This window comes from Balneolaceae bacterium (genome assembly GCA_034521445.1).
In the GTDB taxonomy this organism is placed as follows: domain Bacteria; phylum Bacteroidota; class Rhodothermia; order Balneolales; family Balneolaceae; genus JAXHMM01.
Genome location: JAXHMM010000007.1, coordinates 1 through 23,419, shown reverse-complemented (window position 1 = coordinate 23,419; position 23,419 = coordinate 1). Strand labels below are relative to the sequence as shown.

20 protein-coding genes and 2 tRNA genes are annotated in these 23,419 nt (G+C 61.0%); 17 read left to right on the top strand and 5 right to left on the bottom strand.

Translation table 11 applies throughout. The features are described 5' to 3' along the window. Window positions 1-153: 153 nt before the first annotated feature. On the top strand, window positions 154-693 hold the full coding sequence (locus U5K31_10980) for a macro domain-containing protein (protein ID MDZ7773242.1): 540 nt from the start codon (window positions 154-156) through the stop codon (window positions 691-693). Window positions 694-699: 6 nt separating this feature from the next. Here the strand turns inward: U5K31_10980 and U5K31_10975 are convergent, their stop codons facing one another. Further along, entirely contained in the window at window positions 700-1,470 is a 771-nt protein-coding gene (locus tag U5K31_10975) for a S1/P1 nuclease (GenBank protein ID MDZ7773241.1), read from the bottom strand. A 132-nt stretch (window positions 1,471-1,602) separates the two neighbouring features. On the opposite strand from U5K31_10975, the gene U5K31_10970 reads away from it, so the two are divergent. Beyond that, on the top strand, window positions 1,603-1,989 hold the full coding sequence (locus U5K31_10970; protein ID MDZ7773240.1) for a DUF2784 domain-containing protein: 387 nt from the start codon (window positions 1,603-1,605) through the stop codon (window positions 1,987-1,989). A gap of 1 nt (window position 1,990) precedes the next feature. Here the strand turns inward: U5K31_10970 and U5K31_10965 are convergent, their stop codons facing one another. From U5K31_10965 to U5K31_10950, 4 genes are all read right to left on the bottom strand, one after another. Continuing rightward, the gene (locus tag U5K31_10965; protein ID MDZ7773239.1) at window positions 1,991-3,013 is read right to left on the bottom strand and encodes a J domain-containing protein; all 1,023 of its coding nucleotides are present in this window, start codon (window positions 3,011-3,013) and stop codon (window positions 1,991-1,993) included. Between the two features lie 246 nt (window positions 3,014-3,259). After that, window positions 3,260-4,774, bottom strand: coding sequence for a Do family serine endopeptidase (locus U5K31_10960; protein MDZ7773238.1), 1,515 nt, complete (start codon window positions 4,772-4,774; stop codon window positions 3,260-3,262). 198 nt (window positions 4,775-4,972) lie between these two features. After that, on the bottom strand, window positions 4,973-5,401 hold the full coding sequence (locus U5K31_10955; GenBank protein ID MDZ7773237.1) for an Hsp20/alpha crystallin family protein: 429 nt from the start codon (window positions 5,399-5,401) through the stop codon (window positions 4,973-4,975). Between the two features lie 249 nt (window positions 5,402-5,650). Next, complete coding sequence (locus U5K31_10950) at window positions 5,651-7,033, bottom strand: 3-deoxy-7-phosphoheptulonate synthase class II (GenBank protein MDZ7773236.1); 1,383 nt, start codon at window positions 7,031-7,033, stop codon at window positions 5,651-5,653. A gap of 242 nt (window positions 7,034-7,275) precedes the next feature. On the opposite strand from U5K31_10950, the gene uvrA reads away from it, so the two are divergent. From uvrA to U5K31_10875, 15 genes are all read left to right on the top strand, one after another. Further along, window positions 7,276-10,131, top strand: a complete 2,856-nt coding sequence (uvrA, locus tag U5K31_10945; GenBank protein ID MDZ7773235.1) for an excinuclease ABC subunit UvrA — start codon at window positions 7,276-7,278, stop codon at window positions 10,129-10,131. 106 nt (window positions 10,132-10,237) lie between these two features. After that, window positions 10,238-10,768, top strand: a complete 531-nt coding sequence (locus U5K31_10940; GenBank protein ID MDZ7773234.1) for a hypothetical protein — start codon at window positions 10,238-10,240, stop codon at window positions 10,766-10,768. A gap of 87 nt (window positions 10,769-10,855) precedes the next feature. Then, window positions 10,856-12,673, top strand: coding sequence for a protein translocase subunit SecD (secD, locus tag U5K31_10935; protein ID MDZ7773233.1), 1,818 nt, complete (start codon window positions 10,856-10,858; stop codon window positions 12,671-12,673). Between the two features lie 53 nt (window positions 12,674-12,726). Further along, window positions 12,727-13,635 (top strand): protein translocase subunit SecF, encoded by a 909-nt coding sequence (secF, locus tag U5K31_10930; GenBank protein MDZ7773232.1) that lies wholly within the window; start codon window positions 12,727-12,729, stop codon window positions 13,633-13,635. 38 nt (window positions 13,636-13,673) lie between these two features. Further along, window positions 13,674-14,018 carry an STAS domain-containing protein gene (locus U5K31_10925; GenBank protein ID MDZ7773231.1) on the top strand — a complete coding sequence of 115 codons (345 nt, stop codon included), beginning with the start codon at window positions 13,674-13,676 and terminating at the stop codon, window positions 14,016-14,018. A gap of 66 nt (window positions 14,019-14,084) precedes the next feature. Continuing rightward, window positions 14,085-15,365: an adenylosuccinate synthase gene (locus U5K31_10920; protein MDZ7773230.1), complete on the top strand. Its 1,281-nt coding sequence runs from the start codon at window positions 14,085-14,087 to the stop codon at window positions 15,363-15,365. Further along, on the top strand, window positions 15,340-16,485 hold the full coding sequence (locus tag U5K31_10915; GenBank protein ID MDZ7773229.1) for a RuBisCO large subunit C-terminal-like domain-containing protein: 1,146 nt from the start codon (window positions 15,340-15,342) through the stop codon (window positions 16,483-16,485). Before U5K31_10920 ends, U5K31_10915 begins: the two co-directional genes overlap by 26 nt. Window positions 16,486-16,511: 26 nt before the next feature. After that, window positions 16,512-16,994, top strand: a complete 483-nt coding sequence (locus tag U5K31_10910) for a cupin domain-containing protein (protein MDZ7773228.1) — start codon at window positions 16,512-16,514, stop codon at window positions 16,992-16,994. Between the two features lie 39 nt (window positions 16,995-17,033). Then, window positions 17,034-17,105: transfer RNA gene (locus U5K31_10905), tRNA-Gly, on the top strand. 142 nt (window positions 17,106-17,247) lie between these two features. Continuing rightward, window positions 17,248-18,966: a solute carrier family 26 protein gene (locus tag U5K31_10900; protein MDZ7773227.1), complete on the top strand. Its 1,719-nt coding sequence runs from the start codon at window positions 17,248-17,250 to the stop codon at window positions 18,964-18,966. 94 nt (window positions 18,967-19,060) lie between these two features. Next, complete coding sequence (purF, locus tag U5K31_10895) at window positions 19,061-20,560, top strand: amidophosphoribosyltransferase (GenBank protein MDZ7773226.1); 1,500 nt, start codon at window positions 19,061-19,063, stop codon at window positions 20,558-20,560. Further along, the gene (gene yihA / locus U5K31_10890; GenBank protein MDZ7773225.1) at window positions 20,560-21,150 is read left to right on the top strand and encodes a ribosome biogenesis GTP-binding protein YihA/YsxC; all 591 of its coding nucleotides are present in this window, start codon (window positions 20,560-20,562) and stop codon (window positions 21,148-21,150) included. Before purF ends, yihA begins: the two co-directional genes overlap by 1 nt. Window positions 21,151-21,184: 34 nt before the next feature. Beyond that, window positions 21,185-22,771: a phosphoglycerate dehydrogenase gene (serA, locus tag U5K31_10885; GenBank protein MDZ7773224.1), complete on the top strand. Its 1,587-nt coding sequence runs from the start codon at window positions 21,185-21,187 to the stop codon at window positions 22,769-22,771. A 52-nt stretch (window positions 22,772-22,823) separates the two neighbouring features. Then, window positions 22,824-23,228 (top strand): methylmalonyl-CoA epimerase, encoded by a 405-nt coding sequence (gene mce / locus U5K31_10880; GenBank protein MDZ7773223.1) that lies wholly within the window; start codon window positions 22,824-22,826, stop codon window positions 23,226-23,228. A 93-nt stretch (window positions 23,229-23,321) separates the two neighbouring features. Beyond that, window positions 23,322-23,395, top strand: a tRNA-Pro gene (locus tag U5K31_10875). Window positions 23,396-23,419 lie beyond the last annotated feature (24 nt).

Here is a 23,419-nt window from a genome sequence, read left to right as displayed (position 1 = left end):
TTTGATCGTTTCGCTTAAGATAAATGCGAATACTGTACCGACCTGCAAGGTATGCCTATTTGACAGATGAGGAGGAATCCCCTATGACGATTCGATTTGACCCGGCCGGCTCTGGGCTTTACCATGTCATAAAAAGACCGAACGGAGGCTGTTATGACAGAGATCGAGCTGAAGGGTGTAACGATGCAACTGAGGCGGGGCGACATCGCCTCCCAGGGCGATATGGAGGCGGTGGTCAATGCCGCCAACGCGCAGCTCCGCATCGGTGGAGGCGTGGCCGGGGCCATCCACCGCGCGGCCGGCCCGGGTCTTGCGGAGGAGACGCGTTCCATGGCGCCCATCAATCCTGGGCAGGCGGTGATTTCCGGAGCTCACAAGTTGTCCAACGACTACGTGATCCACTGCCTGGGACCGGTCTACGGGCGGGACGAACCATCCGATAAGCTGCTGGCCGACTGCTACCGCAACGCCCTCAGCCAGGCTGAAGACCACGGCATCAGGAGCGTGGCCTTCCCGGCCATCTCCACCGGCGCTTTCGGCTATCCCATGAAAGCGGCGGCCCGTGTGGCGCTGCGCACCGTACTGGATGAGATGCCCGGACTGGAGTCGGTGCGCATGGTCCGCTTTGTGCTGTGGGGCGAGGAAGCCCTGGCAGTGCATGAGGAGGCGCTGCGCGAGGTGGCCGGCGGCTAATGGGACCTAACCGTAGATTTCGTTCAGCACCCCGGCCAGGCGTACCCCGGCCTTGAGGAGCTGCCGCTGCAGGAGGTCCCAGTTCTCGTAGTCGTAGCGGTAGCCCAGGCTGCTGTCAGCCGGCAGGTCGTACACCTCCCCCCGCAGTTCCATGGCTTCATGGGCCCAGTCACGCACCGTGCCTTCCTGCCAGCTGCGAATCTCCTGCCGTGAGGGATGGTTTACGGCGCGGGTGAGCTCGGTGTAGCTCAGCTTGGAATCGTCGATCATGTGGGTGTCCCACACCCGATGCAGGTTGGTAGGCTCGTAGAACCACTCCACCTTCACCTGGTTGCCGCCCTGGTCCTCGCCGGTGCCCACATGCAGGGGTTGGTGGAGATCGCCCATCAAATGAATGAGCATTTTAAGATGCTCAGATTCCTGCCGGACGCTCAGCCCGCCCCCTTTAAGCTCGGTAATGAGACGCTCGAGGGTGCCGACCAGGTCGCCGTTGGGATTCTTTTCGGTCTGCGCGTAGGTCATGCCCTCCGGGATGGTCACCCAGTGCCAGTCGTGGGTGTGGTTGTAGGCCGAATCGGACTTGATTTCGTCCATCCAGGTGCTGGCGATGGCCAGGGAGGTGTCCCCCAGCACCCGGTTCACGGCCCTGCGGGCGGGGCGGTCGAGGTGGTCGGCGGCGACTTCGCCTACGACGCGGTGTCCGGTCTGGCCCCAGGGGGCCTCGTTGGCGGGCAGCAGCAGGATAGCGGCGGCTAGCAGCAGCGGGGTGGCTTTCATGGTCCTTCGTTTTGGGGTGCCTTGGTGCGAAGCCTAAATATCTGCATTTTTCAGGGAGTTCGTAAGGGCTTAACAAAATCATAACAGCCGCCGGGCGGGCGCAGCCTCACCGGAGGCAAAGGATTCAAGCCCATGTATGTCGCACTCGACCTTTTTTTGATACTCTTTCATACCGGTCTCATCCTCTTCAACCTGGCCGGATGGGTCTGGAAGAGGACCCGCAGGCTGCACCTTTGGAGCGTGGGCATCACCATGTTTTCCTGGCTTGGGATGGGCTGGTACTACGGATGGGGCTATTGCCTGTGCACAGACTGGCACTGGCAGGTGCGTCGACGGCTGGGAGATGCCGAACTGCCCCACAGCTACACCGCCTTCCTGGCGGAAGAGCTTACCGGCTGGTCGCCTGATCCAGGCCTGGTCGATTTCTGGACGGTTGCCCTCTTCGCGGCGGCCGTCGCCTGCTCGCTTTGGGTGAACTTCAGGCCCCGGCCTATGAAAAGGAGGGAAGGGGGAGAATGAGCTACTGCTCCTGCAGGTCGGAGAGCTGTTGGAAAAGTTTCTTTTCCTCCTCGCTGAGATCCTCCGGCGTCCGGATTTGCACCCGCACAAAGAGGTCGCCTTTTTTTGAGGGTCTGTTGAAGTTGGGCATGCCCATGTCCTTCATCCGGAACAGCCTGCCGCTGGAAGTGCCCGCTGGAATGCTCAGCCGCACGTTGCCGTCCAGCGTGGAGACGTCGGTCTTGCCCCCGAGCACCGCCGTGTAGAGGTCGACGGGATGGTCCAGATAGAGATCGTCGCCCTTGCGCTGGTACTCCTCCGGCATGTCGACGTTCACCTTCAGGAAGAGGTCGCCCCGCGGTCCGCCGGCGCGGGTGTTGCCGCCCTTCCCCTTGAGCTTCAGACGCTTGCCGTCAGCGATGCCGGCGGGAATTTTGATCTTCATCTTTTCGTCTCCCACGCGTACCGTGCGGGTGGTGCCCTGTGAGGCCTGCTTCAGCGGGATGGTCACCTCCACGTTGATGTCTTTTCCGGTATCGGTCTGGCGCCTGGCCTGTGCGCCTGCTCCGGGTCCGCGCTGCGCCTGCTGCTGGGCCCCGCCAAAAGAGCCGGCTCCTCCGAAAAGAGTCTCGAAGAAGCTGGAAAATCCACCTCCTCCTGCGCCCTGGCGGCCTCCTCTGCCGCCGAACAGGTCGTCCACGTCAAAGTTCACGCGATAGGACTGCTGCCCACCGCCGTAGCCACCGGCTCCGCCCCGGCCGCCGCGGCCGGCATACTGCGACCAGTCGAAGCCGTCGGATGATCCGCCGGCCCGCTGGTACTTCTTCCAGTCCTTGCCTACGCGGTCATAGAGTTTGCGCTTTTCGGGATCTTTCAGCACTTCGTAGGCCTCGCCCACCTCCTTGAACCGGTCCTCGGCGGAGGGATCGTCGGGATTCTTGTCGGGGTGGTACTTGGCCGCCTTCTTGCGGTACGCTTTCTTGATCTCGTCCTGCGAGGCGTTTCTGCCTACGCCCAGTATGTCGTAATAGTTTTTGTACTCCATATCCTCAGGTTGCCACGTGCTTCTGGTGCACTATGTTGCAAAGCATATGCAATATAAGCAAATAAGGTGCCACGTAGCGGAATGGTACGATTTGACAAGCTTTGCTCGCCACCCTGTCGCAAATAAAAGCCCCTCCGCCCGCCTCACGCCGTTAAGGGCGGAGGAGGCCGGAGGGGCCGGGAATCAGCCTTCAGGCTGTGAACCGTTCGGGCCAGATCCTCTGTAACCTGTCCTTCTATGAATGTCTCAGAGTTCCAGTGCGATGAACTGCACGGTGGGGCTGCCTCCCTGTACGGGTCGCAGTACGCGCAGGCGTGCGTATCCCGTACCCTCGTCCTGCAGGGAGCGGAAGACCTCCTGCAGCTCGGAAGTACTGGTAACGGCCTGGCTGTTGACGCGTGTGATCACGTCGCCTCGCTGCAGGCCCTGCTGGGCGGCTTGTCCGTTCTGGCGCACTGCGGAGACCAGCACGCCTTCGGTACCCTGGGGCAGGTTGAGCTGCTGGGCGATGCGCGCCGTCAGCTGGTCCACGCCGAAGCCCAGTTCCTGCTGCATCTGCTGCTGGGAGTTGGGCTGCTGTTGCTGGTCGCGCATGTTTTCAGCCTGCAGCTCATCAGGCAGCTCGCCGAGGGTTACCTCCACCTCCATTTCCTCGCCGTCGCGGTTGACGATCAGGATGACAGTGTCGCCGGGCTGGGAGGTGCCGATGGCCGAACGGAAACTCATCCAGTCGCGCACCGGGTTATCGTTAAGAGAGATGACTACATCGCCTTCCTGGAGGCCGGCTTCTTCGGCGGGCGTTCCCTCTTCGACCGAGCCCACGATCACGCCCTGGGCGCGCTCGAGTCCCAGCGCACGGGCCATGGTGGCGTCCACCTGGCCTCCCTGCTGGATGCCCAGGTATCCGCGGCGTACTTCACCGTGTTCGATGAGCGATTCCATAATATACCTGGCCAGGTTGGAGGGTACGGCGAATCCGATGCCGTCATTGCCTCCGCCCGAGGCTGAGGCGATGGCGGAATTCACGCCTATGAGCTCGCCGTCCATATTGACCAGCGCGCCCCCGGAATTGCCCGGGTTGATGGCGGCGTCGGTCTGGATGAAGTTCTCATAGCCGCCGGTCTCCCGCAGTATGCCGATGGAACGTTCCTTGGCGGAGATGATGCCCATGGAGACCGACTGCGCCAGGTTCTGGTTCAGGGGACTCCCGATGGCCAGCACCATCTCGCCGACGCGGGCCTGTTCGCTGTCGCCGAAGGCGAGGGCCGTAAGGTTTTGCGCATCGATCTTAACCACCGCGATATCGGTGCGCGGGTCGCGCCCGATGATTTCACCTTCGTGCACGCTGCCGTCCTGCATGTGCACTTTCAGTGAGCTGGCTCCGGCCACCACGTGGTTGTTCGTCAGGATGTAGCCGTCCTGCGAGACAATCACACCCGATCCGAGTCCCTGCCGCTGATAATTCTCAGGGATGTCAAAGAAGCGGGACATGGGCGTCTGGGGACGTTCTACCGTCTGGGTGACCTCGATGGAAACCACGGCCTGGCGGGTCTTGGTGGCCACATCCACGATGGCGTCGTTGAAATCGGCCAGGGTGCCCACCGGCTTCTGGCTGGCCGGGGAGATGTCGGTGTTGGAAACAAAGTCCGGCATCTGTATCAGGGAAGCCTCGCCGGAAGAGAATTCAAAAGTGTAGAAGCCCACCAGCAAGACGGCCAGCAGGGCGGTAAAAATGTGCGACTTCTTAAGAGTATGCATCATGGTATTCTCTGTTGAATATGTCTACAGGTTAACTCCGTATGCGCTTTTCGTTGTATGCTAAAACAGCGGGCGGCCTAAAAATATTGTACGCGCGGAAGGCCGAAGGGGACAAAAGAAGACCGTGGGCGGCATATCACTGCCGCCCCGGCTGTGGTCATAGGGCGCCCGGGGCGGGATAACCTCCGGACGCAGGGATGGTCAGTTGATTTCGATCTGTTTTTTGACCTTGTCTTCCTGCTTGTCGATGCTGATGTTCAGCAGCCCGTCGGAGTAGGAGGCGTTGATGCTCTCCTCGTCTACGTTGTCGGGCAGCTGGAAAGAACGGTTGAAGGATCCGTAGCGGGTTTCCACCCGGTGGTAGGTTTTGCCGTCCTCCTCGCGTTCGAACTTGCGTTCGCCGCTGATGGAGAGGCGGCCGTTTTCCAGGCTGATGTTGATGTCGTTCTTGCTCATGCCGGGCAGTTCGGCCGAGATCAGGAACTGCTCCTGGGTCTCGGAGATGTCGATGCCGGGCGTAAAGGAGCTGCGGCGATTTTGGACGACGTCGTTGAAAAACTCGTCCATCAGGTCGGAAAAGTTCCGGGACATCACGTCGGAAGAGGGTCGATTATATCGTATAAGTGTCATGGTGTTACCTCCTGTGGTTTTTTGTACATGTTGGATGGTTCGAATGTTTCGAGTCTCGCCTCTGTGAGGTGCAACACCCGTGCCAGCCGGACGCAGCGGGGGTATTACTGTCATTCAGCCAAGAGGTGACTGCGCTTTTTTCAGGGGAGGGGAGAAAGGCGGTACCTTTTGTCACCGGCCGATGGTCAAAGCGTCAGCCGGACTGAAAAAGTTGCAGGCGGTATAGGCAGGGTTACAGCGCCGTCGGGATTACTCGTAACTCTGGTTCCACTCCTTGGCGATGAGAAAGGCCATCTCGAGGCTCTGCTGGTAGTTGAGGCGCGGGTCGCAGTAGCTCTCGTAGTTGCGGTGCAGTTCGCCTTCGTGGAGGCCTTCAGCACCTCCTACGCACTCGGTGACGTTGTCGCCCGTCAGTTCCAGGTGCACCCCGCCCAGGTAGCTGCCCTGCTCGCGGTGGATGGCGAAGGTCTGCTGAATCTCGCTGAGGATGTCGTCGAAGTTCCGCGTCTTGATGTTGTCGTCGGTGGCAAAGGTGTTGCCGTGCATGGGATCACAGCTCCAGACCACGGGCATGCCCTCCTTCTTGAGGGCGCCGATGAGTTCGGGCAGACGGTCGCCCACCTTCTCTTCTCCGAAGCGGGTGATCAGCACGATCTTGCCTGCCTCGTGCACGGGGTTCAGTTTCTCGATGAGCGCCAGGGTTTCCTCCATGTCGAAATCCGGTCCCATCTTGATGCCGATGGGGTTGCGGATGCCGCGCAGGTACTCCACATGGGCCCCGTCAATATCACGGGTGCGGTTGCCCAGCCAGACCAGGTGGGAGCTCAGGTTGTACCAGCCTTCGCGACGGGGCACCCGACGGGTCTGCGCGGCGTCGTACCAGAGATGGAGACCCTCGTGCGAAGTATAGACGTTGATTTTCTGCAGGGTGCTGAACTCATTGGGCGTGATGGTTTCCATGAAGTTCACCGCCTTCTGGATGGAGTTGACCATCGCCTCGTATTCCTTGTAATAGCGGTTCTGCTTCATGAAATCGAGCTCCCAGTACTCGGGATGGTGGAGGTCGGCGAAGCCCTCGTCGGAGAGCCCCCGCAGAAAGTTAAGCGTGAGGGCCGCCTTGTTGTAGCCCTCCAGCAGGCGTCGGGGATCGGGCCGGCGCGCCTCTGCGGAGGGTGCGATGCGGTTGATGAGGTCGCCGCGGTAGCTGGGAATCTTTTTGCCGTCCACCTCCTCAAAGTCGCTGGAGCGGGGCTTGGCGTACTGTCCCGCGATGCGGCCCACGCGCACCACCGGCGTGCCCATCTCGTGGATGAGAATAAAGCTCATTTGCAGCAGCACCTTCAGCAGATTTACGATTTTGGGTGCCTTGCAGTCGGCGAAACTCTCGGCGCAGTCGCCCCCCTGCAGTAGGAAACCGTTGCCGGCGGCCACGTCAGCCAGTTTTTTCTTGAGAGCCTCCACCTCCCAGGAGGTGATCAGGGGCGGGTAGCTGCGCAGCTCCTCGTAGACCTGCTCGATTTCTTCCCGGTCGGGATAGTCAGGAAGCTGTTTGACCGGGAAATCCTTCCACGAAACAGGCGTCCAGTCCTTCGGGTTGGCGATTTCGGGAGACACGCTTTTCTCATTAAACATGGGGAAGGTCGATTGAATCATAACTGCAAGCGACAAAGATACCATAAAAACGGGGTCTCTGCCAACACGCGAACGACCTGCCGCGCTGGCTGGCGGACTTGCTGACATGCCTGCCGAAGGTACTCGCCCCGGCGTAAATTCACGGGAGAGGAGGGAAGAAAATCTCCCTCGGCAGGCTACAAAAGTCTCTATAAATGCTTACCTTTAACAGTTTGTCGTTCATCCTAAAAACATCTTTCGATTTGCGGGAACATATTGTCATTCGCGGCGCGCGTGAGCACAATCTCAAAAACATTGACGTGGACATTCCCCGGGAGAAGCTGGTGGTGGTCACCGGCATTTCGGGATCGGGCAAATCCTCACTCGCCTTCGACACCATCTACGCCGAGGGGCAGCGGCGCTTCCTGGAGTCTCTCTCCGCCTACGCCCGGCAGTTCCTGGGCATGATGGAGCGGCCCGACGTCGATTTTATCGACGGCCTCTCACCGGTTATTTCCATCGATCAGAAGACCACCAACCGTAACCCGCGCTCTACCGTGGGCACCGTCACCGAGATCTACGACTTTCTGCGCCTGCTCTATGCACGGATCGGCGTGCCCTACTCCTGGAAGACGGGCAATAAAATGGCCAAACAGACCGCCGACCAGGTGGTGGCCTCCATTATGGACCTGCCCGAGGGCACCAAAGCCTATTGCCTGGCCCCGGTGGTGCGGGGCCGCAAGGGCCACTACCGCGAGCTCTTCGAGCAGACTATGAAGCAGGGTTTCATCAAGGTGCGCGTGGACGGGGAGTTCATGGACCTGGAAGAGGACATGAAGGCCGACCGCTACAAGACCCATGATATCGAGGTGGTGGTCGACCGCTTCGTGATCAACCCCAAGAGTGAGAAGCGCATCGCCGAAAGCGTGCGCCTGGCCCTGGAGATGGCCGACGGCAACGTAATCGTCTGCGTACCGGAGGGCGACCCCTCCGAGGGCGAGTATACCGACCACCTTTTCTCACAGAACTTATTCGACCCGGAGAGCGGGCTGGCCTACGAGGACCCTGCCCCCAATATCTTCTCCTTCAACTCCCCCTACGGGGCCTGTCCGATGTGTGACGGACTGGGTTACATGAACGACGTGGACCCCGACCTTGTAATCCCCAACCGCGAGCAGAGCATCGCCGAGGGGGCCCTCCGCTTCCTGGGTGAGCCGCGCGACATCTTTGCCTTCAAGCAGCTCAGGGCGGTGCTTGATACCTTCGACCTCGATTTTGAAACCCCGATAAAGAATTTTTCCGAGAAGGCTCTGGAGGTGCTCTTCGAGGGGGGAGGAGAGAAGAAGTACGACGTAAGCTACGACTTCCGTGACGACAACGTCACCTACAAGCACGAATTCAAGGGGCTGCGGCAGATTATCCGCGACCAGTACGAGGAGAGCTCGTCCTCCAAGCAGCGCGACAAGGCCAAGGCCTTCATGGCACGGGTCACCTGCGAGTCCTGCGGGGGCGGCCGACTCAACCGTGAGGCGCTCTCCTACCGCATCGACGGGTATACCATCGACGAGTTGGTGCAGTTGGACATCCGCAGCCTCCGCGGCGCGGTCAACAGCATGGAGCTCACCGAACGCCAGCAGAAGATCGGCAGCCAGGTGCTCAAGGAGGTGCGCGACCGGGTGGATTTTCTTCTGAATGTGGGACTCGATTATCTTACGCTGGACCGCGAGGCGCAGACCCTCAGCGGGGGTGAGGCGCAGCGCATCCGGCTGGCCACCCAGATCGGCACGCAGCTGGTAGGAGTGCTCTACATCCTGGACGAGCCCAGTATCGGGCTGCACCAGCGCGACAACATCAAGCTCATCCGCTCCCTGGAAACTCTCCGCGATCTGGGCAACAGCGTGATTGTGGTGGAACATGACCGCGAGACCATCGAGCACGCCGACTACGTGCTTGACATGGGGCCCGGCGCCGGCGAGCACGGGGGCGAGGTGGTGACCGAGGGGGCGCCCGGCGAGCTGGACCCCGATTCGATGACACGAAAGTTCCTGACCGACCGCGAGCGCATTCCCTGGCCCGACTCCCGACGTGAGGGCAACGGCATGACCGTGGAGTTGTGCGGGGCCAGGGGACACAACCTGAAGTCCATGGACCTGTCACTGCCCCTGGGCACCTTCATCTGCGTAACCGGGGTGAGTGGCAGCGGCAAGAGCTCCGTCATCAACCAGACCCTGGAGCCCATTCTCAGCGGTTACTTTTACAATTCAAAGTCGGTGCCGCTGCCCTACGACACCGTGGAGGGACTGGACAACCTGGACAAGGTGATTTCGGTAGACCAGAGTCCCATAGGTCGCACCCCGCGCTCCAACCCGGGCACCTATACCAAGGTGTTCGACCACATCCGCTCCCTCTTCGCCGAGTTGCCCGAGTCGAAGATCCGGGGCTACGACCAGGGCCGCTTCTCCTTCAACGTGAAGGGAGGACGCTGCGAGGCGTGCAACGGCGACGGCATGCGCAAAATCGAGATGAATTTCCTGCCCGACGTCTACGTAACCTGCGAAACCTGCAACGGCCGCCGCTACAACCGCGAGACCCTGGAGATCTACTACAAGGGCAAAAACATTGCCGACGTGCTGGACATGTCGGCCGCCGAGGCGCTGGATTTCTTTGACTCGGTGCCCGCCATCAACCGCATCCTGCAGACCCTGTGTGACGTGGGACTGGGTTACCTGCGGCTGGGACAGTCGTCGACTACCCTATCCGGGGGCGAGGCGCAGCGCATCAAGCTGGCCCGTGAGCTGGCCAAGGTAGGCACCGGCGATACGTTGTATATCATGGACGAGCCCACAACCGGCCTGCACTTCCAGGACGTGCGTATGCTGGTGGACGTGGTCCAGCAGCTGGTGGAGAAGGGCAACACCGTGATCGTGATCGAGCACAACCTCGATCTGATCAAGGCGGCGGACTGGATCGTCGATCTCGGCCCGGAAGGCGGTCACGAGGGAGGGGAGATCATCGCCGAGGGCACCCCCGAGCAGGTGTCCGAAGCAGAGGTCAGTTACACCGGACAGTACCTGCGCGAGGAATTTGAGCGGGAGGCGCACAGCAGGGCCACCGCCTGAGTTGCCGCCGCTTGTGGCGCTTCCAGCTGTGGCCGGGCAATTACCGTTTGTCCCGTTTTGTCATTCTGGCTATTTTCCGTTTGCTATGAATTTACTGCGTTCACATATGGCTGCTCGCTTCACCGTGCTTGTGATCTGCGGGGGTATGCTGGCCTGCATGGCCCGTCCCCTGCAGGCCGCCCACCGGACCCAGTCCTTTGCCGACTGGCTCAGCTCGGTGGTGCGTGAGGCGGACGACCAGCAGGTACGCCGTGAGTTGAACCGCCTGCGCCAGTCGCGCATGGACTTCAGCCGCGTGGTAAGCGAGGCTTCGGAGATCGTGACACGCAACAACGAAGAATTCAATCTCCCGCTGGAAGAGTCGGCCGCCGCCGCGCAGGTCTACCACCTGCTGCTGGCCGAGTGGAGCCACTATCAGACAGGCAACGCCATGAGTGCGGTGCCCCTGCCCGACAGCGGAAAGTTATTCGGTCCTCAAAAAACCGACCAGGCCCCGGGTTTCAACCTTTCGGCGGCCGATCGGTCGACCGGACTCACGGCTTCACGCCACACCGGGCCAGACCTGCTCTACGCTGATCCCCTGCAGGTGCCGGCGGTCGAAGCCATGATACATGGCATCGCTATCGGCGCACCCTGACGCCGCCCGCCCCCCTTTCTTGCCATCCCAGTATCGCCGGGCGTCAAGCTGCCCGTGCCAATCGTAAACACCTTAGGTTTTATTTCCATGCAGAACAACGGAACAAAAATCGCTTTTATCGTGGTCTTCCTGGCCATGTCGATCTACTACCTCTGGCCCTCGGCCGCGCTCATGCTGGAGCGAAACTACATCGAATCGCTGCCCCAGGCGGAGGCCGAGCAGTACCGCGAGGAGAACCGTGCGGAGCTGCAGGATCTCCGGCAGAATTCCCTTTCGCTGGGACTTGACCTGCAGGGCGGCATGCATGTGACCCTGCAGCTGGGCACGCCCCAGTTTCTATATGAGCTGGCGGGCGAATATGCCGACTCCACGTTGCAGAACATCATCAACGTAGCCGAGCAGCGCGCCCTTCAGAACGACACCGATTTCATCGACGAGATGGCATCAGAGTTCGAGAACCGTTTCCCCGACGGAATGCTGAGCCGCTATTACCGTTCGGAGACCGAGGACATCACCCGGCGCTCCAGCAACCAGGAGATTGTGCAGTATCTGAAGAATCAGCGCGACATGGCGGTGGACCGCGCTATGGACATCGTTCGCTCGCGGGTGGACCGTTACGGGGTGACCGAGCCCTCCATCTTTGTGCAGGGCAACAACCGCGTGGTGGTGGAGATGCCCGGCGTCTCTGACCAGGAGCGTGTGCGCAACCTGCTGAAAGGCACCGCGCGGCTGGAATTCCGCCTGACGCCCGACGCCAACGACATCCAGACGGCCAAGGAACAAATTGTCTCCTATTATAACCAGCAGGCCCAGCAGGACACCACCGGCCAGAACGCCGGGGCCAATCCCCTGCTGCAGGTTATGAACACCCAGCAGGTGCGTAACTCCTACGTCTTCGGCTACGCGGCCGGCGTGGACACCGCCCGGGTGAATGAATTGCTCGCACGCGAGGAGGTACAGAGCATGATTCCCCGCAACACCGAGCTGATGTGGGGCGCCGCGCCTTTCTCGACGAACGAGGAGCAGGGGCTGGAGTTCTTCGAATTGATCGGAGTGCGCGAGCAGGTGGAGCTTACCGGCGAGGTGATTGAGGAGGCCAGCGTGAATTTCGACCAGGCCACCAACGAGCCCCGCATCTCCATGAATATGAACAGTGAGGGTGCAAGGGTATGGTCGCGCATCACCGGCGCCAACATCGGCCGTCCCATCGCCATCGTGCTGGACGGCTACGTTTACTCCTACCCGAATGTGGACTCCAAGATTTCCAACGGACGCTCCTCCATTACCGGACTGGAGAGTCAGCAGGAGGCGCAGGACCTGGTGAACATCCTGCTTTCCGGCGCCCTGCCCGCGCCCCTGGATATCGTCAACGAACGCACGGTGGGCGCCACCCTCGGCGAGGCCTCCATCCAGGCCGGTTTCTACTCCACGGTCATCGGACTGTTTATCGTGGCCGTATTCATGATCGTCTACTACCACAAGGGCGGGGCCATCGCCGACCTGGCGCTGATCCTCAATATCTTCTTTATCCTGGGCATCCTGGCGGCCTTCAAGGCCACGCTCACCCTGCCCGGCATAGCGGGCATCGTGCTCACCATCGGTATGGCAGTGGATGCCAACGTGCTGATCTTCGACCGCATACGTGAGGAGCAGCGCGGGGGCAAGACCCTCCGTGCGGCCATCGACGGGGGCTACTCCAATGCCATGAGTGCCATCATGGACGCCAACGTGACCACCTTTTTCGTGGGCATCATCCTCTACAGCTTCGGGGTAGGTCCCATTAAAGGCTTTGCCGTCACGCTCATGGCCGGAATTGCCGCATCGCTCTTCAGCGCCATCGTGATCACACGCGTGGTGGTCGACTACCTGACCCGCGACCGCGATGCCACCATCAGCTTTGGCTAGGTGCTTCCCAACCAATGAAATTCCAGTATTTAACCTGACGAGGACCAACAATTATGAGATGGTTTGAAACCCCAAGTTTTGATTTCAGCAAGGGCCGCACGGCCGCCTACATGCTCTCTGGCGTGCTGATCCTGGCCTCCCTCATCGGCATCACAACCAAGGGCCTGCAGTACGGAATAGACTTCAAGGGCGGCAAGGAGTTTGTCTACTCCTTTGAGCAGCCCGTGGACGCGGTGGAGGTGCGCAGCGAGCTCAGCGGTCCGCTTGGCTCCGTACCGGAGGTCAAGCGATATGGCGACCCCACCGACATCCTGATCCGCACCGACAACCCCGGCGACATCAATGCCGTGCAGCAGACCATCGCTTCCAACCTGCAGGATCTCTACCCCGACAACCCGGCCACGGTGCAGCAGACCAACGTGGTGGGTCCCCGCTTTGCGGAGGATCTCAAGCGGGGGGCGCTGAACGCCATCCTTTTCGCACTGGTGGTGATCTTCGTCTACATCCTCATCCGCTTCAAGAACTGGACCTACTCACTGGGAGCAGTGGCCGCCCTCTTCCACGACGTGATTATCGTCCTGGGGGTCTTCACCCTGCTGGCCGACCTGGTACCTTTCAGCATGCAGATAGATCAGGCCATCATCGCGGCCTTTCTCACCATTGTGGGTTACTCCCTCAACGACACTGTGGTGGTCTTCGACCGCATCCGGGAGAACTCCCTGATTTACAAGACCATGGAGCACGGCGAGATGGTCAACAGAAGCCTAAACGACACGCTCAGCCGCACCGTCATCACCTCGGTAACCACCTTGTTTGTGGTAACCGTGCTCTTTATCTTTGGCGGGGAAGTGCTGAAGGGCTTCTCCTTTGCCCTCATGCTGGGCGTGATCATCGGAACCTACAGCTCCCTCTTTGTGGCCAGTTCCGCAGTGGTTGAACTGAAAAAGAGGCTGGAGTTGTGATTTCAGCCCAACCCTAAACCAAACCAGGAGATCTGAGCATGAATTTCAATATTTCGGAACGTTACAACTGCGTGATCCTCGAGTTCAAGGGGAAGGTGATGGGAGGACCCGACGCGGTCAGTCTCAACGAGAGACTGCACGAGCTCATTGAACAGGACAAGACCAACGTCGTGGTCGACCTCGGAAAGGTGAAGTTCATGAACTCCTCCGGCCTTGGCATGCTCATCGGAGCGCTGACCACCATGCGCAAGTCCGGCGGCGACCTTCGCCTCGCCAACGCCACCGACAAGATCGAGAGTCTCCTGGTCGTCACCAAGCTTATCACGGTCTTCAAGAACTACAAGAACCTCGACGAGGCCGTGGCGTCCTACGAGGAGAACTGATCCGCAAGTAAAGTCTAACCGAGAAAAAGGGGTGGCCGCCACCCCTTTTTTTGTGTCTTATCCGCCATGTCGATTCGAGTAGTAGTTGGCGCCCAGTGGGGCGACGAAGGAAAGGGCAAAATCGTGGACCTGCTCAGCCGGGAGGCGGACTACGTAGTCCGCTACCAGGGCGGAGCCAACGCGGGCCACACCCTCAAGTTTGACGGGCGCAAGATCGTTCTGCACCTCATCCCTTCGGGCATGTTCAACGGCGACGCCCGATGCGTGATTGGCAACGGGGTGGTCATCGACCCCTTCGCCCTGCTGGAGGAGATTCGCAGCGTGGAGGAGATGGGGGTGGACCTGGCCGGGCGCCTCTTTATCAGCAGCGCCGCCCACGTTATCCTGCCCTATCACCAGCTGCTGGACCGGGTCAAGGAGAAGAGCCGGGGCGAGGACGCCATCGGCACCACGGGCCGGGGCATCGGTCCCGCCTACGTTAGTAAGATTTCGCGGGTGGGCATCCGCATGGGCGATCTCTTCCATCCTGAACGCCTGCGCGAAAAGGTGGAGGGCAACCTGGCCGACATCAACAAGGCCCTGAAGCATATCTACAGGGAGGAGCCCCTGGAAGCCGCCCCCCTGGTGGAGCGTACCCGCAGGGCCGCCGACGAGCTGTGTACCTATATCACGAACACCTCGGAGCTTTTACACGACGCGGTGGCGGAGGGGAGCGACATTCTGCTGGAGGGCGCCCAGGGCAGTCTGCTGGATGTGGATCACGGCACCTATCCCTACGTGACCTCCTCCAATCCCACGTCGGGCGGCGCCTGTACCGGTTCGGCCATTCCTCCCACCGCTCTCGACCATGTGATGGGCATCACCAAGGCCTACTGCACCCGCGTAGGCAACGGTCCCTTTCCCACCGAGTTGAAGGACGCTACCGGGGACCGGCTGCGCGAGGAGGGGGAGGAGTTCGGCGCAACTACCGGACGCCCCCGGCGCTGCGGCTGGATCGACCTGGTGGCCCTGCGCTATGCCGTACGCCTGAACGGGGTGAATGAGCTGGCCCTGACCAAGCTGGACGTGCTCAACGACTTTGAAGAGATCCGCCTCTGCACGTCCTATCGGGTGGATGGAGAGGAGACCCGCGTCTTCCCGCTGGACCTGTCGGACCACGGCGGCATTACGCCCGAATACACTACCCTGAAGGGCTGGGAGAGCGACCTCTCCGGCTGCGCGCGCCCCGGCGACCTGCCAGCCCGGGCCCGCGAGTACATCGACTTTGTCGAAGAATACCTGCAGGTGCCCGTGAAGATCCTCTCCACGGGTCCCGCGCGCCATGAGACCATCCCGATGGACGCCTGACAGGAGGCCCGCCATGATGAAGGTGACCTACCATATTTTCCCCGCCGAAGACGAGAGCCTGGAAGAGAAGGTGGAGAGCATCTGCCTGGAGCAGAGCGTGGAATTGCCGCGCAGGGTGCTGCCCGGAAGGATCGCCCGGGAGGTGGTGGGCGAACCGCTGGATGCCGAAGCCCTGGAGGAGGAAGGCCACCGCGTTACCATCGGCTGGAATCCCGAGCTGACCAGGGGCGACCTCTCGCAGTTCCTGAATACGCTCTACGGCAACATCTCCCTGCAGGCCGGCATACGGGTGGCGGCGGTGGACTGGAACTCCCTGCCCGATGGGCTGTTCGGGGGACCCGCTTTCGGTATCGGGGTCCTGCGTGAGTCATGGGACCTGGACGGCCGCCCCCTCTGCGCTACCTCCCTCAAGCCGGCGGGCTCCACCGCCGAAGAGCTGGGGGAACTCTGCCGTGCATTCGCGGCTGGTGGCATGGATATCATGAAAGATGACCACGGAGTAAGCGACCAGGCGTGGGCGCCTTTCGGCGAGCGGGTACGCCGATGCGTGGAGGGAGTGCGCCACGCCGAGCAGGAGACAGGCCACCGAGCTCGCTACTTTGCCCATATCACCGCCCGCGCCGACCGATGTGTGGAGCGCTACCGCCGGGCGGCGGAGCTGGGCGCCGACGGCGCGCTGGTCTGTCCCCACATCGCTGGCATGGAGACCATGCACCAGTTGGCGCGCATGGACCTGTCTCTGCCCATTATCGCCCACCCCGCCTTTTCCGGGGGACTCACCACGCACCCGCATCAGGGACTCACCCCCGACCTGCTTTACGGACAACTCTGGCGGGCCCTGGGGGCCGACCTGGTGGTCTATCCCAACACGGGGGGACGCTTCTCCTTCAGCCTGGCCGAGTGCGAGTCCATCAACAAGGCGGCCCGCCGCGGCGACCTGCCCTTTCCCTCCGCCTTTCCCATGCCAGGGGGCGGCATGCGGCTCGAAAATATACCGCGTTGGATGGAAACCTACGGTCCCGATACCGTGTTCCTGTTGGGCACAAGTCTCTATGAGCACCCCGGCGGGGTGCGCGAGGCGGCGCGCGAGCTGGCCGCCATGCTTAAAGGTTCCGAATAGGCACCCTCATTCAACTGCTGCGAACCATGTCCGAAGACCGCTCCAAAATACTCAAGGCCGGCGGCGGCGAGCCGCGCTGGCCCGATATCGAGCGCCGAGATTACAAGGACGATCCCGGCAGCCACGCGGGTGTGAGCCGCTATAGTCTGCTGGGCGAAGCGCCTGATGAGCGGGGACTGACCTTTCAGACGCGTTATTTCGAAGTGGCCGAAGGGGGGTATACCTCCCTGGAGCGCCACCGCCATCCCCATTCGGTGGTGGTCATCCGCGGTTCGGGTACCCTCATCCTGGGCAACGGGGTGCATGAGCTGGACCTGCACGACGTGGTCTATGTCGCTTCTGGCACCCTGCACCAGTTCCAGGCCGACCGGGGAGAGGAGCTGGGCTTTCTCTGCACCGTGGACCGCTACCGCGACCGCCCCGAGCTGCCCGACAGGGAGACCCTCCAGCGTGAGATACCCGACGAGAAGGTGCGCGCCAGGATACGGCGCGAGGGGAATTATAGTTGAAGTATATAGCCCACAAGTCTTATATTGGCCTACTCAAAAGCGGGAATAGCTCAGTGGTAGAGCACAACCTTGCCAAGGTTGGGGTCGCGAGTTCGAATCTCGTTTCCCGCTCTTCAAGGCCGGTCCGGCGTAAGCCGGGCCGGCCTTTTTTGGATTTGGAATGGAATTCGCACCATATTTCATTGTTTTGTAGGAAGTTGACGGCGGATGCCGCCGCAGTTAACATCCGGGATCTTTTCAGGCTGTTCCGATCATGAACAACAACCGAAAGTCCCCGATCCGTCGTTTCATTCCCATTACCGATTGGCTGAGGGACTACGGGATGCCGGCCCTGCGGGGCGACCTGCGCGCGGGCATTACGGTTGGAATCCTGCTCATTCCCCAGAGCATGGCCTACGCTCTGCTGGCAGGCATGCCCCCGGTCTACGGTTTCTACGCCTCCATCGTGCCCCTGGTAATCTATGCCGTGTTTGGCACCTCCCGGCAGCTGGCCGTGGGTCCCGTGGCCATTGTCTCCATCATGGTGGCGGCCGGGGCGGCCAACCTGGCATCCGCCGGTACGGAGATCTACATTACCCTGGTGCTTGCCATCAGTTTTCTGGTGGGAGTCACCCAGTTTCTTATGGGACTCTTCCGCATGGGTTTTCTCATGAATTTCCTCTCCAAACCCGTGCTGAGCGGCTTTACGTCGGCCGCTGCCTTTATTATCGGCTTCAGCCAGCTGGGCGATCTGATGGGCGTGGAGGTGGCGCGAAGCAAGTATGCCTACGTGATGCTTACCGAAGCCCTTTCCCGGATGGGACAGTTTCATGGCCCTACGCTGGCGGTCGGCCTGGGCAGCATCCTGGTCATTGTCGCCCTGCGTCGCTGGGCGCCCCGCCTTCCGGCCCAGCTCCTGGCCGTGGTAGGCGCCATCCTGGTAGCCTGGATGATGCGGCTTGACCGCTACGGGGTGGAGATCGTGGGATCGGTGCAGGCGGGTTACCCGGTGCCCTCCCTTCCCGCGCTCGCCGGCTTGCCGTGGTGGCAGGTCATGCCCACGGTACTGGCCGTGGCATTTCTGGGATTCACCTCCTCCATCGCACTGGCAAAAGCCATTGAGCGCAGGCGGCGCAGCTATAAGGTGGATTCCAACCAGGAACTGTTTGCCATGGGTCTGGCAAACATGGCCGGATCCCTCTTTCATGCCTATCCCGTTGCGGGCAGTTTTTCGCGGACCGCTGTCAACGATGAGAACGGGGCCCGTACGGGCATGGCCCTGGTTATAAGCGCCGCGATGGTAGCCCTCGCACTGCTTCTGCTGATTCCACTGATACATTACCTGCCCTATGCCGCACTGGCCGCCATCATTATTACGGCCGTGCCGGGCCTGGTGGAGGTGGGCGAGGCGCGCTTCCTGTGGAGGGTGCGCAGGCGCGAGTTTCGTCTCATGCTGCTCACCTTTGTCGCCACCATGGCGCTGGGCATCCTGGAGGGCATCGGCGTGGGTGTGCTCATTTCCCTGGGCATTGTCATCTATCAGAGCTCCTATCCCAATATTGTGATGCTGGGACGCATCCCCGATTCCGATACCTATCGTGACCTGGAGCGCTACCCGCAGGGACTCACCCAGACCAACACCATCATCGTGCGCATCGACTCCTCCCTCTACTTCGCCAATGTCTCCTACCTGAAAGAGAAGCTGGAGCAGCTTGAATACGAGAGCGGCAAACAGCTCCGGCAGGTGATCATCGATGCGGTGGGTATCAACGACGTGGACGCCAGCGCGCTGCACGCCCTGAAGGATGTGATCGACGACTACCGCGAGCGGGACATCAAGGTGATCTTCACCGGGGTGAAGGGACCCGTGCGCGACATGTTCAGCCGTTCCGGGCTGGATGACGTGGTGGGACCCGAGCAATTTTATCTTGATATCAGCAAGGCGGTGGAGAGCCTGGATCGGGAGTCCGAGGAGGTCTCGCACCTTGCCTGATGGCCGCTCCCCTGAATGGGCAATTTACAGCTTCTATATGCCTGCCGAATTTTGTAATTTTACCTTTTGGTAACCGGGAACCTCACCCATTTCGATGATTGACAAGCCTCGCGACCACTGCGGCATTTTCGGCGTTCACCGGCATCCCAACGCAGCTCTTCTTTCCTACTACGGCCTGCACGCCCTACAGCACAGGGGTCAGGAGTCCGCAGGCATCGTCACTTCCTGGTACGACGCCGACATGGAACGCTGGACCATGCCCGCCCACAAGGATTTCGGCCTGGTGCTCTCGGTCTTCGACGACCAGGAGATCTTTGAGAACGAGCTGCGGGGGGAGTCGGCTATTGGACACAACCGCTATTCTACCTCGGGTGCCTCCCGCAACCCGGCCAATATCCAGCCCTTCCGCGTGCACTACCGCGAGGGCAACCTGGCCATAGGGCACAACGGCAACCTGGCCAATGCACGGCAGCTTCGCGAGCAGTTCCGCAAGGAGGGGGTTCTCTTTCAGAGCACCTCGGACACCGAGCTGATCCTTCATCTCATCTCCAAAAGCCGCAAACCCACGAAGATCGAACAGATCCTGGACGGGCTTTCCCGCATCAGGGGGGCCTACAGCCTGGTGATGATGACCGACGAAGAGGTGATCGCCGTCCGCGACCCCAACGGGTTCCGTCCCCTCGCCCTCGGCGTGATCGACGGATCCTGGTGCGTGGCCAGCGAAACCTGCGCCTTCGATATCATAGGGGCCAAGTATGTACGCGACGTGGAGCCCGGCGAGGTGCTGGTCATCGACCGCAAGGCCGATGAGGGGGAGTTGACCTCCTACCGCCTGGAGCCCGAGCAGGGCACGGGCACCAGCCAGTGTATCTTCGAATTCGTCTACTTTTCCCGTCCCGACAGCAAGATTTTCGGGGAGAACGTGGACAAGGTGCGGCGCAACCTGGGCAAGTACCTGGCCAGGGAACATCCCCTGGACGAAGTGCTGCAGGAGAATCCGTCGGACCGTAAGCCCATCGTTATTTCCGTACCCGACTCCTCCAACACGGCCGCGCTGGGTTACGTCCACGAGAACCAGAAGATGGGCCGTCCGTGCAAGTTTGAAATTGGATTGATCCGCAACCACTACGTGGGAAGGACCTTTATCTCGCCGGGACAGAAGCAGCGCGAGCAGAAGGTGCGCACCAAATTCAATACCGTTGAAGGCGTACTCAAGGGGCGGTCGGTGATTATCGTGGATGATTCCATCGTGCGCGGCACCACCTCGCGCTACCTGGTGGACATGATTAGAGGCGCCGACCCTGCCGAAGTACACTTCCTGGTGAGCTCGCCTCCTATTATCAGCCCCTGTTACTACGGTATGGACTTCCCGGACCCGCAGGAGCTGATGGCCAACCGTTTCGGACGTGACATCGACGCCATGGCCCGCGAGATCGGAGTAGACAGCCTCCGCTACCTTTCGCCCGGGGGACTGGTAAATGCCGTGAAGGAGGCCAACCCCGGCGGCGGGGAGTACTGCACGGCCTGCTTTACCGAGGAGTACCCCGTGCCGGTGAATCACGGCGTGGCCAAGGAAGAGAACGAAATCGTCTGATGAAGTTCCAGAAGGCCAAGTTCATTACAGGCGCCCCCACCCTGGACCAGTGCCCGGAACCGGGTTACCCGGAGATCTGTTTTGCCGGCCGCTCCAACGTGGGCAAGTCCTCCCTCATCAATTCCGTCATGCACCACGGGGGACTGGCCCGCACTTCCAATGTGCCGGGTAAGACCCAGCAGATGAACTACTACCTGGTGGATGACAAGGCCTATTTCGTCGACCTTCCGGGTTTCGGTTTCGCCAAGGTTTCCAAGGCCGAACGCGAACGCTGGGGACGCGACATCCGCGACTACCTGCTCCGGCGCGAAACCCTGCGGCTGGTGGTACACCTTGTGGACATCCGCCACAAGCCCAGCAAGCTGGACGAGGATTTTTTCTACTGGCTGGGTTCCAACCGCATGCCATTCGTGGTGGTGCTGGCCAAAGCAGATAAACTTTCCCGCAACAAGCAGAAGCAGGCGGAGTTCCGGCTGGCTGATATACTGGACGAGATGAATATCGAAGTGCCCATCGTAATCGCCTCCTCCGAAACGGGGGATGGCATTGACGGACTCAAGGAGCTGCTGACCGAGTTTGCGGGCGTCTGAGACGCACCTTTTCACCCAATACCTATCATACTCTATGGCTTTCAAGATCCTGGTACTGGATAACGTCGACCCTGTCTGCGAGGAGGTCTTCCGGGAGCGGGGCATGCAGACCGTTCGCAAGACGTCGCTGGACCGTCCGGCCCTGCTTCAGGCTATTACGGATTACCATGGCATTGTGGTGCGCAGCGCTACCACGGTGGACCGTGAGGTGCTGGAGGCGGCCCGCAGCCTGAAGGTGGTGGGCCGCGCCGGGGTGGGGGTGGACAATATCGACATTCCCGCCGCCACCGCCCGGGGCGTGCTGGTCATGAACACCCCTGACGGGAACACGGTCTCCACGGCCGAGCACACCTGCGGGATGATTCTCGCCCTGTCCCGCAACATCCCCCAGGCGGTCCGGCGTGTGAAGGAGGGGGGATGGGACCGTAAGAAGTACATGGGCGCCGAGGTACATGGAAAGACCCTGGGCGTGGTGGGACTGGGCAAGATCGGCTCGGAAGTGGCCGCCCGCATGAAGGCATTCGGCATGAAGGTGGTGGCCTATGACCCCTACGCCTCTGTCGAGAAGGCTGAGCAGGCCGGCGTTGAGCTGGTCGAGCTGGAGGAGCTGATGGGCGCGGCCGACGTGGTGACTGTGCACACGCCCCTGACCGACAAGACGCGCGGACTCTTCTCCATGGAGAATGCTTCTGCGTTCAAAGAGGGTGTAAGGCTGATCAACTGCGCCCGTGGAGGCATTATCAGGGAAGAGGATATGGTTGCCATGATTGAGGAGGGGCCCGTTGCGGGTATTGCGGTGGACGTCTACTCGGAGGAACCGCCCGGAGAGGAGATCCGAAGGGCGCTGGACCACCCTTGCATTGTTACCACCCCGCACCTGGGTGCCTCCACCGAAGAGGCCCAGGAAAAGGTGGCCCGGCATATTGCCCTGCAGATGTCCGACGCCCTGGAGCGCAAGGATTTCAAGGGCAGTCTCAACGGCAAGTCCATCGCCCTGACCACCAACAGCGAGGTGCAGCCCTACCTGGAGCTGGCCGAGCGGCTGGGAAGCGTGACCATGCAGCTGGCCCCTGAACACACCGACAAATTTTCCTTCGAATATTCGGGGACCTGCGCGCGCTATGCCGAGGTGCTCACCGATTCCCTGCTGAAGGGCATGCTGCTGCAGCATGTAAGCGAGTCGGTAAATCTGATCAACGCGCGCCACTACGCCGGGGAGCGCGGCTTCGGCATACGTGAGACCACCGTTTCGCGTCCCGGCACCTACAGCGACCTGGTGACCGTCAAGCTGGAGGGAGCCGAGGACTACGGCAGCATCTCCGCCACGGTCTTTGGTGAGGGGGACAGCCGGATTGTGGACATCGACGGCTTCGGTATCGAACTGCGACTTCGACGCGATTTTCTTATTTACAAGAACGAGGACCGTCCGGGCATGCTGGCGGCCGTAAGCGGTGCCCTTGCGGCGCGCGACATCAATATCGCCTCCCTTAGCAACGGGCGAGCCCGCAAGGGATCCGAGGCCATCACGGCCGTGGCGGTGGATCGTACCCTGGACGACGGTGAACAGCAGTCGATCCGGGATCTCGACGGCGTCCGTGCCCTGCGCTATGTGCAACTCTGACCGCCGGCGCCCGGACTTTTCGACTTGTTGAACCTTCAGACCTGTCAGACATATGGACTTGAAAATTGAGCATATAGGCATCGCGGTATCCAACCTGGAGGAGGCCATCGATAGTTACGAACGGCTCCTGAACACGCCCTGCTACAAGCGGGAGGAGGTGGAGAGTCAGAAGGTGGACACCGCCTTCTTCGCCACAGGCGACTCGAAGGTGGAACTGCTGGGTGCTACGGCGGACGACTCGCCCGTGGCCCGCTTTTTGGAGAAGAGGGGCGAGGGCATGCACCACGTGGCCTTCGAGGTGGAGGACATTCACGCCCAGCTGGAGCGCCTGCGCGCGGAGGGATTCACCTTGTTGAACGAGGAGCCGGTGGAGGGTGCCGACAACAAGTGGGTGGCCTTTGTGCACCCGAAGGACAACCACGGAGTACTGGTGGAACTGTGCCAGGACCGGGGCTAAGTGCGCGCTTTTCAGTTGAGTTTATAGCCCCTGCGCCCTATCTTTGGGATTCCTGACAAACCCGCCCCCGTCAGGAAGTTTACACCACTACATCGGGACGTGGCGCAGTCCGGTAGCGCACACGACTGGGGGTCGTGGGGTCGCAGGTTCAAATCCTGTCGTCCCGACTTCGAAAAAGCCTTCTGATAGTC